This is a genomic window from Oscillochloris sp. ZM17-4 (assembly GCF_019599295.1).
Taxonomy (GTDB): Bacteria; Chloroflexota; Chloroflexia; order Chloroflexales; family Chloroflexaceae; genus Oscillochloris.
Window position 1 is genome coordinate 266,469 of sequence record NZ_JAIEWN010000003.1, and the last position, 14,181, is coordinate 280,649.

Sequence of the window (14,181 nt, forward strand, 5' to 3'; positions counted from 1 at the left end):
GAATGTTGAATGTCGGACATTCAGCATTCAGCATTCAACATTCAACATTTAACATTCTCTACTTCCCGCTCTTCTCAATGATCTCCTTGACGTCATCGGAGTAGCCCTGCCATGCCTGGCGCATCTCCCGGCTCAGGCGCTGCTGGGTTCTGATGGTGTCGGCGACAGCCTGCTCTGCGGAGTTGCGCAGGCTGCGGCTGTAGTCCCAGTTTTTCAGCACGACATCGAAGGCCATGTCGGTGCTGGTGGTCAGGAGATCGTTCCAGGCCTGCACCGAGCGGAGCATCATATCGGCCGCGCCAGCGTAGGGCTGGCGCGGCTCCTCCTCCGGAGGCGTGGTATCATCGCTCATGGCTTGTATCCCTCAAGAGTACAATAGCCCTATACAGGCCGCTCTATGTGATATACGTGTGTACGCCCCGGCGGCGACGCCGCCGGGCACAGGTGTATGGTACGCCAGGTGGTTACAGATGAGTTCAGCGGCAACGGGGCCGGCGGGAGCGGGCTGCTGCTCACCCGCCTGACTCCGCCCGCCCAGCCCGCGCGACTGCTGCGCCGCAGCCGCGTGGAGGCGCTGCTCGCCGAGACGATGGAGTACCCGCTGACGACCGTGGCGGCGCCGGCGGGCAGTGGGAAGACGGTGGCGCTGGCGGCGCTGGCGATCTATGGCGGCTGGCCGGCGGCGTGGTGCCGGATCAGCGCCGAGGACGACCCGCGCCTGCTGCTGCGCCACCTCGCGGCCGCCTTCCGCCCGGTGGTCACGATCAACGAGGCGCGGATCGGCTCGCTGGCCGACTCCGGCAACCTGCCTGCAGCCCTCGACACCCTGGTGAACGAGCTGGCAGCCGCCCTCGATGATGAGACGCTGCTCGTGCTCGACGACTACCACCTGGCGGATGATCGACCGGGGCTGCGGGCGATCATCGAGCGGCTGACGGCGGTGCAGCCCCTGCGCCTGCACCTGGCCCTATCCACGCGGGCCGCGCCGACTCTGCCGGGGATCGACACCGCGCGCCTGCGCGGCGAGCTCCTGGAGCTCGGGCCTGCGGATCTGGCCTTCACCTCGGCCGAGCTGAGAAACCTCTGCGCCCGGGCCAGCCAGCCGCCGCCCGCCGATGCCGATGAGATCGTCGCGGCCGCGTGCGGGTGGCCGCTCGCGATGCAGACCGCCCTCGGGGCCGGCGACTGGCGGGCCGCCCTCGGGCTGCGCGCCAGCGACACGCACGCCGCGCCCCTGGACGCCTACCTGGCCGATGAGGTGCTCGGCGATCTCCCCGGCGAGCTGCGCGGCTTTGTCCTGCGCGCCTCGGCGCTGCGCCGGCTTGAGCCAGAGGCCGCAGCGCTGCTGACCGACGGCGCCACGGCCGCCGAGCTGATCGCCACGATCCGACGGCGCAGGCTCTTCCTCTCAGACACGCCCGAGGGTCCCCCAACCTTCCAGCCGATCTTCCACGCCTTTCTGGTGCGCCGCGCCCGGGCCGAAGTCGCTAACTGGCACGATCTGCACCTGCGGCTGAGCGAGCACTACCGCGCCCACGCCGATGATGAGGCGGTGCTGCACCACCTGGCGGCCGCCGGCGACTCGCGGGCCGTGGGGGCGCTGGCGACGGCGGCGGAGGCCATGTTCGCCACCGGCCAGCCCGAGCGCGCCCTGGCCTGGGTGCGACACCTGCGCCCGCTCATGGGCGAGCCGCCGGCGCTGATCGAGGTGCAGGCGGCCGCCCTGCGCCACCTGGACGTCTTCGACGCCGCACTCGCCGCCTACGGCGCCGCCGAGGCGGCCTTCGCCGCCGTCGGCGATGTCGACGGCCAGGTGCGCGCCCTGCGCGGCCAGGCCGAGGTCTACCTCGACACCGTGCAGCCCGCCCCGGCGACCAACCTGCTCAAGCGGGCGCTGAAGCTGCTGCCCCGCGAGCGGGCCGCCAGCCGGGCCAGCATCCTGCGGCTCCAGGCCGAGAACTGGGCCAACCGCGGTCGGGCCGATGTCGCGCTGATCCTTGAGCGGGCCGCGCGGGAGCAGGAGGCAGGAGGCAGGAGGCAGGAGGCAGGAGGCAGGAGGCAGGAGGCGAGCTCCGTCGAGCAGCTGCCGGCCCGCCTGCTGCTGCGCGCCGGGCGGCTCGACGAGGCCCGCAGGCAGCTTGAGGACCAGCTGCGCAGCGACGCGGCGGGCGACCCGGTGCGGCAGACTGGCGCCCACCGTGAGCCGCTGCTGCTGCTCTCGCTGATCTACGCCATGCTCGGCGGCGGCGCCCGCGCCCTGGCGATGGCCCGGCGCAGCCTGGAGGATGCCCAGCAGGCCGGGGCGCGGCTCACCGAGGCGATCGCCGAGCTGCGCCTCGGCCACGCCTATCAGCTTGTGGCCACCAGCGACACGGCCCCGGCCCAGGCCCGCTACACGGCCGGCATGCAGCTGATCGGCGAGGTGGGCGTGGCCCGCACCCGCGCCGAGGGGCTGATGGGGCAGACCCTGCTCCACGGACACGCCGGCGACCTGGTGCGCGCCGAGATCGAGGCCAAGGATGGGCTCCAGATCGCCGCCGCCGCCGGCGATGAGTGGACCGCCGCCTGCCTGATGCTCGCCCTCGGCGGCGCGGCGGCCGCCATGGGCGATGAGCGCGCGGCCCACTGGCTCGACCAGGCCCATGCCCGGTTCGCCCGCGGCGGCGATGTCTACGGCCAGGCGATCGTCCACCTCTGGCGCGCCCTGAGCGCCCTACGCACCGCCGACACGGCCCGCGCCGACCCTGAGATCGTCGCCCTGCTCGACCTGGTGGCGGCCCAGGGCTATGTGGGCGTGCTGATCGCGCCCAGCCTGTTTGGCCCGCGCGATATGGCCACGATCGTGCCGCTCCTGCTGCGCGGGCGCGGCATCTCGCGCCACGTCGAGCTGGCCCGCCAGCTGCTCCGCCAGGGCTTCCCCAACATCGCCGCCGACGACGCGGTGGAGGACTACCACCCCGGCTACACGCTGCGGGTGCAGATGCTCGGCACCTTCCGCGTCTGGCGCGGCGCCCACGAGATCCAGGCCCGCGAGTGGCAGCGCGAGAAGGCCCGCCAGCTCTTCCAGCTGCTGCTCACCTACCGCGGCCACTGGATCCAGCGCGAGCAGATCTGCGCCTGGCTCTGGCCCGAGGCCGACCTCGACGCCGCCGAGCGCCAGTTTAAGGTGACGCTGAACGCCCTCAACGCCGCCCTGGAGCCGCACCGCCCGCCGCGCGTCCAGCCCTTCTTCATCCGCCGCCAGGGCCTCGCCTACAGCTTCGCCCCATCCTACGGCGTCTGGATCGATGTGGACGAGTTCGAGCTGCGCGTGGCCGGAACCGCCGCCCGCGATGACCCCGACTTTGCCCGCCGCAACGCCCAGATCGCCGTCCAGCTCTATCGGGGCGACTACCTGGCCGAGTCGCTCTACGACCTCTGGACGATCGAGGAGCGCGAGCGCCTGATCGCCCGCTACCTCGCCACCGCCGTCGGCCACGCCCAGCGGCTCAGCGACGACGGTGAGCAGGCCCAGGCGATCCAGCTCTGCGAGCGGGTGCTCCGCCACGACAGCGTCTACGAAGAGGCCTACCAGACCCTCATGCGCGCCCACGCCCGCGCCGGGAGCCGCTCTCAGGCGATGCGCAGCTACACCCGCTGCGCCCAGACGCTCCGCAGCGATATGGGCATCGAGCCGCTCCCCGAGACGGTCGCCCTCTATGAGAGGGTCAAGCGTAATGAGCCGATCTGAGCGCTGAGCGCTGAGTGCTGAGCGTTGAGCGTGTTACGCTCTGCGCTCTCCTATGTGGGTTGACAACTTCTCGTGAATGTTGTAACTTAGTCACTAATAGTCAAACCTGACTATTACAGCGACACGTGACAGACGCATAGGTGCCGAAAGGCCGAGAAAGTCCTGGTATGCTGCTCATCTTCAACATCCACCGTATCTTTGGGGAGATGATCCTGCCGCTGCTCATCGTCGCGGTGGCGATCTACATGACCGTGGTGTACAAGCCGGGGGCGGCCCGCGGGCCGATCGAGCGATTCTTCCCGGTGCTCGTCGACCTCCAGGTGACGCTCGGCGTCATCTACTGGGTCTTTCTGCTGACTCTGCCAGGGGGGATGGCGCGCTACATGGGCTTCCCCTTCATCCTGCACCCGATCCTGGGCCTGATCGCGGCCGGGCTGGCGCACATGGCCCTGGGCGCCAAGAACCCCCTGCGCGCGCTCGGCCGCTGGGCGCCGATGGCCTCCCTCGTCGTGCTGCTCATCCTGGTGCTGAGCAATATCATGATCGCGGTCATATCGAGGGGCGGCCCAGCCTAGTGCGCTTTCAGCGCAGGGGTTAGGAGTTGGGAGTCGGGGGTTAGGCGTCACGATGAGACAGCACGCAGCATCTTGTCCAAAAAGGCTGCTTGAATCTACACGAGACACCCTGCCCGAGGCCCACACCACCCGCACCGGGGCCGGCGCCACACACATGGTGCCGGCCCCTTGCTACTCCCCGCTCTGGCGATCATAGTTCCGCAGGATCATCCCGCTGTACGGGCGCATGCCCAGCCGCTCATAGAAGGGCTGCACGTCGGCGTCGCAGATCAGGTCGATCATATAGATCTGCCGCAGCGCAGCGAGCATGCGCCGCAGCAGCTCGCTGCCGACTCCCCGGCCCTGGTGGCCCGGCAGCACCTCCAGGTGCGGGATGTAGGCGCAGGAGACCCCGTCGCTCACGGCGGTGATGAAGCCGACGACCGGCCCACGCTCGCCCTCGCGGGCCAGCACCACATGGCTGCTGCCGGCCAGGATGCGCAGGTGGGTCGCCGGCGCGGGCGGGCTCGGCCAGCCGACGAAGAAGCCCTGGAGATGCGAGGCGTCCACGCCGGTGAGGCTGTTCTGGTACATGACCATCTTGGTGCTCCACGTTTGCTCTGCGCTCTGCGCCCTGCTCTACCCCCCGGCCAGGGCGGCCAGCAGATCGCCCTCGCCAGGGTCGGGCCGGCGGCTCAGGGCGGCGGCCTGCGCGCCCAGTGCATCGTAGGCCTCGTCCAGGGTCGTCGGCCGCATGCGCAGGGTGTCGCCGGGGAGCAGCTGGGCCGCCAGGGGCATGTCGGCGCTGATCAGCGCGCCGATCACCGGGTAGCCCCCGGTGGTCTGGGCGTCAGCCATGAGCAGGATGGGCGCGCCGTCGGGGGGCACCTGGATGGTGCCGGGGATGACGCCGAGCGAGGGCAGGCTGCACGGCCGGGCGTAGGGCAGGCGCAGGCCCTCCAGGCGGTAGCCCATACGGTTCGACGTATCGCTGACCCGCAGGGTCGCGGCGGCCAACGTAGACAGGGCGTCGGACGCGAAGCACTCCAGGTGCGGCCCGGGGATGATCCGCAGTCTCGGCTCCGCGCAGTAGGGCGGGCGGGCGGACTCGGGCCAGCGCTGGCCGATCAGGGGGACGAGGCTGGCCGCCGTATCGCCCAGCGGCAGCTGGTCGCTGGCGCGGAGCGGGCGGCCGTCCATGCCGCCGAATCCACCGGCGAGGTCGGTGGCCCGCGAGCCGAGGACAAGCGGCACGCCCACGCCGCCGGCGACGGCCAGGTAGGCCCGCGCGCCCCACGCATGCCGGCGCCCCTCCAGCGTCAGGGTCGCGCCGGCGCTGACGAAGACCGCCGTCCAGAGCGGGATGGGCCGGCCGTCCAGGCGCGCCCCGAGGTCGGCGCCGGCCAGGGCGATGATCATCGAGCGCTGCATGAGCAGGCGCGCCCCGCCGGCGGTGATCTCGACCCCGGCGGCGGCGAGCGGGTTGCCCACCAGCTCGTTCGCGGCGGCGAGGGCGAAGGGGTCGAGCGCGCCGCCCGGCGAGACCCCGTAGCGCCGTGCGCCGGGCCGGCCGATGTCCTGGACGGTCATGAGCGGGCCGGCGGAGATGATCTCGATTGCAGATTGCAGATTGTAGATTGCAGATTGTTCGGGCATTGGGTCCTCCTCGTCTGGGCGATCTCTTGTGCAATCTGCAATCTGCAATCTGCAATCTACAATGACACAAACTGCACCATATCGCCGGGGGCGAGGGCGGCGGGGGGGCGGGCCTGCGGGTCAAACAGGCGCACGTCGGTGCGGCCGATCAGGTGCCAGCCGCCGGGCAGCCGGGCGGGGTAGATCCCGCTCAGGCCGGCGGCGATCGCCACGGAGCCGGCGGGCACAGCGCTGCGCGGGGTGGCCCGGCGCGGGATGCGCAGGGAATCGGGCAGCGGGCCGATGTAGGGGTAGCCCGGCGCAAAGCCGATCATCATCACGCGGTAGGGGCCGGCGCAGTGGAGCGCGACCAGCTCGGCGGGGGAGATGTCGAGGGTCCTGGCGGCGCCCTCCAGATCAGGCCCGTCGTCGCCGCCGTAGCGCACCGGGACGCGCACCACCCTCCCGGCGCCCTGGTCGCCGGCGGAGACGCCGGCGGAGACCAGGGCGCGCAGGTGGCACTCGACGCCGGCGTAGCTGACCGCGAGCGGGTCGAAGCAGACGAGCAGCGAGGCGATGGCGGGCACGACGGCGCGCAGCCAGATCGGCGGGCCGGCCTCAAGGGCGGCGGCCAGATCGAGGGCGGCCCGGTTGGCCGCCCCGCCGTCGTCCTCGGCCTCCATCAGCAGTGCGGAGTCGCCCATCGGGCGGAAGATCCAGCTCATATAGATATCATGTAGGGCCGAAGCATCAGGGTTGGCGCAGAGCGCCAACCCTGATGCTTCGACCCTACCTTTAAATCACATACAGCAAGATCGCGAAGAAGTGCAAGGTGCTGCCCGCCAGCACAAAGAGGTGCCAGATCGCGTGGTGGTAGGGCAGGCGGCGCCAGACGTAGAAGATCACGCCGAGGGTGTAGGCCAGGCCGCCCGCCGCCAGCAGGATGACCCCGGGCAGCGACAGGGCGTCCAGCAGCGGGCGGGCCGCGATCACCACCGCCCAGCCCATACCGATGTACAGGGCGAGCGAGATCGCGACGTGCCGGCGCAGCAGGGTGGTCTGGAAGGCGACGCCGAAGAGGGCCAGCCCCCAGACGATCCCGAAGAGCGTCCAGCCGAGCGTGCCGCGCAGCGTGACCAGGGTGAAGGGCGTGTAGGTGCCGGCGATCAGCAGGAAGATCGCCGAGTGGTCGAAGACGCGCAGCGCCTGGCTCACCCGCGGCCCCTGGATGCTGTGGTAGAGCGTGGAGAAGAGGTAGAGGAAGATCAGGGTGGCCCCGTAGATGCTGACGCTGACGATCTGCCAGGCGTCGCCGTTGAGGCTGGCGAAGGCCACCAGCACCGCGAGCCCGGCGATCGAGAGCGCCGCCCCGATCCCGTGGGTCACGGCATTGGCGATGATCTCGCCCAGGCTGAATCGCGATGCGTTGCCGGTTGTCTGCATAGAGACACCTCTTTCATAGGTCAGGCGAGCTCTGCCGGTTTGACGCGGCGCGTCGTAGATTGTTGCACAACCCTTCAGTAGGGGCGGATCTCGATGCCAGCGGCGACGAGCCCCGCGCGCAGGGCGGCGGCCCGCGCGGCGGCGCCGGGGGTGTCGCCGTGGATGCAGAGGGTGTCGGCCCAGATCGGCACCTGGAGCCCATCGACGCTGAGGGCGAACCCGCTATCGATAATACTCATGGCCTGCTGCAAGTTCCGGGCCGGGTCGGTGATCAGCGAGTCTGGCAGGCTCCGGCTGCGCAGGCTGCCGTCCGGCTCGTAGGCCCGGTCGGCGAAGGCCTCGCGGGCCACCCGCAGGCCGGCCTCCTCGCCGGCCGAGATCATCGCGGAGCCGGCCAGCCCCACCAGCACCAGGTCGCGGCTGAAGGCGGCCACGGCGCGGGCGATGGCCTGGGCGATCAGCGGGGCGCGCGCGGCGTCGTTGTAGAGCGCGCCGTGGGCCTTCATGTGGCGCAGCTCCACGCCCTCGGCGCGGGCGATGGCGTGCAGGGCGCCGAGCTGGGCCAGCACCATATCCTCGATCTCGGCGGGGTCCATCGGGATGCTGCGCCGCCCGAAGCCCTGCAGGTCGGGGTAGCCGGGGTGGGCGCCCACGGACACGCCGAGCTCCTTGCAGCGCCGCACCGTCCGCCGCATGGTCGCCGGGTCGCCGGCGTGGCCGCCGCAGGCCACGTTCGCCGAGGTGACGTGGGGCAGCAGCGCGGAGTCGTCGCCCATGGGCCAGGGGCCGAAGCTCTCGCCACAGTCGCAGTTCAGGTCGATAGCTGGCATAGGTGTTGCGTGTTAGGTGTTGAGCGTTGAGTGTGACTCGTCGCTCAATCTGCAATCTGCAATCTGCAATCGCACAGGGGAGGGTAGCACAGGGCCGGGATTTGCGCAATGGTATACTGAGGAATAGAGATGGCCAGCAGCCCTCACCCAGGAGGACACACATGGCAGTGGCGATGGAGAAAACCCGGATGAGCATGAAGATCGCCGGCGAGGAGACCGAGATTGACCTTGCCATCCTCCAGGGCTCGTGGAGCGTTGAGCAGTACCTCGGGCTGACCGACCAGACCAATCGCCTGATGGAGTATACCGACGGGGTTATTGAGGTGCTGCCGATGCCGACGCAACAACATCAGATGATTCTGGCATTTCTCTACCGGATGTTTTTTGCCTTTGTTGACCAGATGAACGGCACGGTGCTCTTCGCCCCGCTGCGCGTCCAGATCCGGCATGAGCGGTACCGCGAGCCCGACCTTATGCTGCTTCGCAGCGCCGACGATCCGCGCGCCCAGAACCGCTTCTGGCTCGGCGCGGATCTCGTGGTCGAGATCGTCAGCGATGATCACCCGGAGCGCGACACGGTGGAGAAGGTGGCGGACTATGCCGAGGCTGGCATCCCCGAGTACTGGATCGTCAGCCCGCTCGGCGGGACGATCAGCGTGCTGACGCTGGTCGGCGATGCCTATGTGGCCCACGGGGTGTTTCGCTCTGGCGAGCGGGCCGACTCAATGCTGCTGGACGGCTTTAGCGTGAGCGTCGATGAGGTGTTCGCCGCCAGGTAGATTGTCATCTGCGCGATGAGCCGCCTGACAGCAGCAGAGTTTTGCTGTGCTATACTTTCGTTAAAGGGCTTAACCAATTATTGAGGAAAGGTTGCGGGCGCGTGGCGCCTGCGGAGGATCACGCACCATGGAGAGCACCCGCACGCGGGAAGCGATGCCCGAGTTTGACCCGTTCGAGCGCGACGACAAGCCCGCGCACGAGTGTGGCATCTTCGGGATCGTCGCCCCCGACGCCGATGTCGCACGGCTGACCTTCTTCGGCCTCTACGCGCTCCAGCACCGCGGCCAGGAGAGCGCCGGCATCGCCGTGTCAAACGGCCGCGGGCTGCGCTACTATAAGCAGATGGGCCTGGTCTCGCATGTGTTCAACGAGGACAACCTGCGCCCGCTGGTCGGCCACTTCGCCATCGGCCACACCCGCTACTCCACCACCGGCTCCTCAAAGCTGGAGAACGCCCAGCCCTTTGTGGTCGAGAGCGCCCTCGGCCCGCTCGCCGTGGGCCACAACGGCAACCTGAGCAACGCCGCCGCGCTGCGCCGCGAGCTGCTCCTGCGCGGCGTGGGCCTGACCAGCACGAGCGACTCGGAGGTGATCACCCAGATGCTCGCCGGCGGCGAGGGCCGCACCTGGGAGGAGAAGCTGCGGGTGTTTATGGTGCGCGCCCAGGGGGCCTACTGCCTGACGGTGCTGACCCGCGACGCGCTCTTCGCTGTGCGCGACCCCTGGGGCCTGCACCCGCTCTGCCTGGGCCGCCTCGGCGACCGGGGCTGGGTGGTGGCGTCCGAGAGCTGCGCCCTCGGCACGATCGGCGCACAGTTTGTGCGCGAGGTGGAGCCGGGCGAGATCCTGATGCTTACCGAGGAGGGGCCGCAGGTGATCGCGCGCATGCCGGCCGCGCGGTCGGCCGCCTGCCTCTTCGAGTATATCTACTTCGCCCGCCCCGACAGCGTGCTGCAGGGGGCCTCGCTGCACGCCGTGCGCGTCTCGCAGGGCCGCGAGCTGGCCCGCGAGTCGCCCGCCGATGCCGACGTGGTCATCCCGGTGCCCGACAGCGCCGTGCCCGCCGCGATCGGCTACGCCCAGGAGTCGGGAATCCCCTACTCCGAGGGCCTGATCAAGAACCGCTACATCGGGCGCACCTTCATCCAGCCCGACGACCAGCTGCGCAAGGTGGGCATCTCGCTGAAGTTCAACGCCCTGGCCGAGAACCTGGCCGGCAAACGGGTGGTGCTGATCGACGACAGCATCGTGCGCGGCAACACCTCCGGCCCGATCGTGCGCCTGCTGCGCGAGGCCGGCGCCACCGAGGTGCATATCCGCGTCTGCTCGCCGCCCATCCGCCACCCCTGCTTCCTCGGCGTCGATATGGCCAGCTACCCCGAGCTGATCGCCCACCGCATGAGCATCCCCGAGATCCAGCGCCACCTCGGCGCCGACAGCCTGGCCTACCTCAGCCTCGACGGCCTCATCCGCTCGACCCGCCGCGAGCCGGGGAACTTCTGCAAGGGCTGCTTCATCGGCGAGTACCCGGTGGATATTGAGGTGCTGGATAAAGAGCTGTTTGAGGTGAGGTGAAGAGAGAGGTATGGAGAGAGTTTCACTCTCTCCATACCTCTCTCTGAGGAGCGAAGCGACATGACGCGCGCCCGCGATCTTGGCATTGCTATCGGCGACCTGCCGACCGGCCCGTTGAACGCGATCACCGACGTGCCGGGGGTGCTGGTCGGCCACACCACCCTGATCTACGACCAGCCGCGGGTGGCCCGCACCGGCGTGACGATGATCGTCCCCCGCGACGGCGGGATCTGGTCGGATCACGCCTTCGCCGCCTACCACGTCTACAACGGCAACGGCGAGATGACCGGCCTGCCCTGGATCGATGAGTCGGGCATGATCGGCGCGCCGATCGGGATCACCAACACGCACCAGGTGGGCGTCGTGCGCGACGCGATCATCCGCTATGCGGTGGACCGCGAGCTCTACGAGAGCTTCTTCCTGCCGGTGGTGGCGGAGACCTACGACGGCCACCTGAACGACATCGGTGCCTTCCACGTGACGACGGAGCACGCGATCGCGGCGATCGATGCGGCCCGCGGCGGCGCGGTGGCCGAGGGCAATGTGGGCGGCGGCACCGGCATGAACTGCCACGAGTTCAAGGGCGGCATCGGCACCGCCTCACGGGTGGCCCAGACGCAGAGCGGCCCCTTCACCGTGGGCGTGCTGGTGCAGACCAACTACGGCCTGCGCGGCGATCTGCGGGTGGACGGGGTGCCGGTCGGGCGGCTGATCGGCCCCGAGGTCGTGCCGACGCCCTGGCCCAGACACGACTCGTCCAGCTCGATCATCGTGATCATCGCCACGGACGCGCCGCTGCTGCCGGTGCAGTGCCGGCGGCTCGCCCAGCGCGCCACCACCGGGCTGGCCCGCGTGGGCGGCTACGGCCACAACTCCAGCGGCGATATCTTCCTGGCCTTCGCCACCGGCAACCACCTGCCGGCCGGCCCCGCCGGCCCCTACAACCTGCGCATGCTGCCCCACGAGCAGATCGACCCGCTCTTCCACGGCGTGGCCGAGGCCACCGAGGAGGCCATCCTCAACGCCCTCTGCGCCGCCGAGACGATCACGGGCTTCCAGGGCCGCGTCTCCCGCGCCCTGCCCCACGACCTGCTGCGCGAGATCATGGCGGGGAGGTAGGACGCAGCACGCTGCGTCCCTACGCGCCGCCCCCACACCGATAACCTCCGCTTAACATCTCCTTCACGGGCCGATCACACACCGGTGCTACACTCGGCTGCACTGTGTTTGCGCGAGGCAGTTCGAGCCGTGCCGCTCACCGAGACGCGCCCCCACCAGGACAGAGCTGTCTGTGGGCGGCCCGGCTGATCGTGCCCGCCGGCGCAGCAGATTCTCTACGCTGTCCGAGAAGGAGAGAACCCGTGAGCACCGACGATACCCTGAAGAAGAAGCGCGTGCTGGAGCTGAGCCGCCGCCAGTTCCTGCGCCTGAGCAGCCTGAGCGGGATGGGCATCGCCCTGGCGGCCTGCGGGGCCGCCCCGGCGGCCCCGGCCGCCACGACGGCCCCGGCCGCCGCCGCCGCCACCGCCGTCCCTGGCCCGCTCCCGGCCGCCCCGGCCGCCGGCCCGATCGACCTCGCCGCCGCCGGCGGCATGGACAAGCTGATCGAGCTGGCCAAGGCCGAGGCCGAGCTCTCGACGATCGCCCTGCCCGACAGCTGGGCCAACTATGGCGAGATGAAGAAGGCATTTCTCGCCAAGTACCCCTTCCTCACGCACAACGACCTCAACCCCGACGGCAGCTCGGCCCAGGAGGTCGAGGCGATCAAGGCGAACGCCGGCAACAGCGGCCCGCAGAACCCCGATGTGATCGACGTCGGCTTCAACTGGGGCAGCCAGCTCAAGGCCGACAAGCTCGTCCAGCCCTACAAGGTGGCCACCTGGGACAGCATCCCGGCCACCCTGAAGGACCCCGACGGCTACTGGGTCGGCGACTACTACGGCGTGATGGCCTTCGAGGTCAACACCCAGGTGATCGCGAACCCGCCCCAGGACTGGGCCGACCTGCTGAAGCCCGAGTTCAAGGGCCAGATCGCGCTCGGCGGCGACCCGACCGGCGCGGCCCAGGCGATCTACTCGATCTGGGCGGCCGCCCTCTACAACGGCGGCTCGCTCGATGACCCCATGCCCGGCCTGGAGTTCTTCAAGAAGCTCAACGACGCCGGCAACCTACTGCCGGTGGTGGCCAGCCCGGCCACGGTGGCCAAGGGCGAGACGCCGATCACGCTACGCTGGACCTACAACGCCCTCAGCAACCGCGACCAGAACAAGGACGGCGTGGACATCGCGGTGATCATCCCCAAGAGCGGCTCGCTGGCCGGCCCCTACCTGCAGGCGATCAGCGCCTACGCGCCCCGCCCCCACGCCGCCCGGCTCTGGATGGAGTACCTCTACTCGGACGAGGGCCAGCTGACCTGGCTGAAGGGCTACGCCACCCCGGTCCGCTTCGACGACCTGAAGGCGCGCAAGGCCATCCCGCAGGATCTGCTCGACAAGCTGCCGACGACCGACGCCCCGGTGGCGGTGCCCAGCGAGGCCCAGATCGCGGCGGCCTTCGACACGATCGCCAAGGGCTGGCCCACCGTGGTCGGCGCGACGGTGAAGTAAATAGTGTAGGGCCGAAGCATTCGCAGCGGAAAGCCAGGTGTGCGGAGTCGCATGGCGGCGAATGCTTCGGCCCTACTATGGCGCAAATGATCTCCACCGAAACGACATATACGCCCGGGCCGCGCGCGGCGCCCAGGTGGCCCGGCATGGCCTGGCTGGGCGTGGTGCCCTTCCTGGCCTTCATCGTGGCATTCCTGCTCTGGCCGGCGGCATCGATCGTAGTGCGCAGCTTTCTCGATCAGCAGGGCCGGCTCACGCTCCAGAATATCGCCGACCTGAGCCAGCCCTTCATCGTCAGCTCGTATATCTACACCATCGAGCTGAGCGCGGTGACGGCGGCCGTGGGCGGGCTGTTCGGCCTGCTGCTGGCCTACGCGATCACGGTGGGCGGCCTGCCGAGCTGGGCGCGGGCCGGCCTGCTCGGCTTCTCAGGCGTGGCCTCGAACTTCGCCGGCATCCCGCTGGCCTTCGCCTTCATCGCCACCCTCGGACAGCTCGGCCTGGTGACCCAGTGGCTGAAGGGGATGGGGGTCAGCCTCTACCCGGCCTTCAGCCTGTACAGCTTCTGGGGCCTGGCGATCACCTACGTCTACTTCCAGATCCCGCTGATGGTGCTGATCATGGCCCCGGCCCTCGACGCGATGCGCCGCGACTGGCGCGAGGCCGCCGAGGGCCTGGGGGCGACCGGCTGGCAGTACTGGCGCTTCGTCGGCCTGCCCATCCTGCTGCCGGCGATCCTCGGCACCATGGCCCTGCTCTTCGGCAACGCCTTCGGCGCCCACGCCACCGCATTCGCCCTCACCGGCGGCGGCAGCCAGTCCAGCGTGGTCACCATCCTGATCGGCGCGCAGATCAGCAGCGACGCCCTGGCGAACCCCGGCCTCGGCAACGCCCTGGCCCTGGGCATGATCGTGATCATGACGATCACGATCGGGCTGTACTCCTGGCTCCAGCGGCTCTCGGAGCGGTGGAAGTAGTACAAATGTTGAATGTTGAATGTTGAATGAGCACTGCGGCATTCAACATTC

13 protein-coding genes are annotated in these 14,181 nt (G+C 69.6%); 7 read left to right on the forward strand and 6 right to left on the reverse strand.

The genetic code is table 11. The annotated features are described in order from the left end of the window. Window positions 1-58: 58 nt before the first annotated feature. Window positions 59-352: a hypothetical protein gene (locus K2Z83_RS04695; protein ID WP_220594004.1), complete on the reverse strand. Its 294-nt coding sequence runs from the start codon at window positions 350-352 to the stop codon at window positions 59-61. A 108-nt stretch (window positions 353-460) separates the two neighbouring features. On the opposite strand from K2Z83_RS04695, the gene K2Z83_RS04700 reads away from it, so the two are divergent. Continuing rightward, complete coding sequence (locus K2Z83_RS04700) at window positions 461-3,730, forward strand: BTAD domain-containing putative transcriptional regulator (RefSeq protein ID WP_370650063.1); 3,270 nt, start codon at window positions 461-463, stop codon at window positions 3,728-3,730. A 167-nt stretch (window positions 3,731-3,897) separates the two neighbouring features. Further along, window positions 3,898-4,305, forward strand: coding sequence for a hypothetical protein (locus tag K2Z83_RS04705; protein ID WP_220594006.1), 408 nt, complete (start codon window positions 3,898-3,900; stop codon window positions 4,303-4,305). A 171-nt stretch (window positions 4,306-4,476) separates the two neighbouring features. On the opposite strand, the gene K2Z83_RS04710 is transcribed toward K2Z83_RS04705, so the two are convergent. From K2Z83_RS04710 to K2Z83_RS04730, 5 genes are all read right to left on the reverse strand, one after another. Then, on the reverse strand, window positions 4,477-4,884 hold the full coding sequence (locus K2Z83_RS04710; protein ID WP_220594007.1) for a GNAT family N-acetyltransferase: 408 nt from the start codon (window positions 4,882-4,884) through the stop codon (window positions 4,477-4,479). A 39-nt stretch (window positions 4,885-4,923) separates the two neighbouring features. Then, window positions 4,924-5,940 (reverse strand): biotin-dependent carboxyltransferase family protein, encoded by a 1,017-nt coding sequence (locus tag K2Z83_RS04715; protein ID WP_220594008.1) that lies wholly within the window; start codon window positions 5,938-5,940, stop codon window positions 4,924-4,926. Between the two features lie 56 nt (window positions 5,941-5,996). Then, window positions 5,997-6,644, reverse strand: coding sequence for a 5-oxoprolinase subunit PxpB (gene pxpB / locus K2Z83_RS04720; RefSeq protein WP_220594009.1), 648 nt, complete (start codon window positions 6,642-6,644; stop codon window positions 5,997-5,999). Between the two features lie 70 nt (window positions 6,645-6,714). Continuing rightward, window positions 6,715-7,362 (reverse strand): hemolysin III family protein, encoded by a 648-nt coding sequence (locus K2Z83_RS04725; protein ID WP_220594010.1) that lies wholly within the window; start codon window positions 7,360-7,362, stop codon window positions 6,715-6,717. A gap of 74 nt (window positions 7,363-7,436) precedes the next feature. Continuing rightward, the gene (locus K2Z83_RS04730) at window positions 7,437-8,192 is read right to left on the reverse strand and encodes a 5-oxoprolinase subunit PxpA (RefSeq protein ID WP_220594011.1); all 756 of its coding nucleotides are present in this window, start codon (window positions 8,190-8,192) and stop codon (window positions 7,437-7,439) included. 188 nt (window positions 8,193-8,380) lie between these two features. Here K2Z83_RS04730 and K2Z83_RS04735 point away from each other — a divergent pair, with 188 nt between their 5' ends. The 5 genes from K2Z83_RS04735 (at window position 8,381) to K2Z83_RS04755 (ending at window position 14,130) form a co-directional block, all read left to right on the forward strand. Continuing rightward, a complete protein-coding gene (locus K2Z83_RS04735) occupies window positions 8,381-8,971 on the forward strand; it encodes a Uma2 family endonuclease (RefSeq protein WP_255603289.1) in 591 nt (196 codons plus the stop codon). A gap of 127 nt (window positions 8,972-9,098) precedes the next feature. Continuing rightward, window positions 9,099-10,547, forward strand: a complete 1,449-nt coding sequence (gene purF, locus K2Z83_RS04740; protein WP_220594012.1) for an amidophosphoribosyltransferase — start codon at window positions 9,099-9,101, stop codon at window positions 10,545-10,547. Between the two features lie 60 nt (window positions 10,548-10,607). Beyond that, a complete protein-coding gene (locus K2Z83_RS04745; RefSeq protein WP_220594013.1) occupies window positions 10,608-11,666 on the forward strand; it encodes a P1 family peptidase in 1,059 nt (352 codons plus the stop codon). Between the two features lie 242 nt (window positions 11,667-11,908). Beyond that, window positions 11,909-13,153, forward strand: coding sequence for an extracellular solute-binding protein (locus tag K2Z83_RS04750; RefSeq protein ID WP_370650064.1), 1,245 nt, complete (start codon window positions 11,909-11,911; stop codon window positions 13,151-13,153). Window positions 13,154-13,299: 146 nt separating this feature from the next. After that, the gene (locus K2Z83_RS04755; RefSeq protein WP_255603290.1) at window positions 13,300-14,130 is read left to right on the forward strand and encodes an ABC transporter permease subunit; all 831 of its coding nucleotides are present in this window, start codon (window positions 13,300-13,302) and stop codon (window positions 14,128-14,130) included. Window positions 14,131-14,181: the final 51 nt, after the last annotated feature.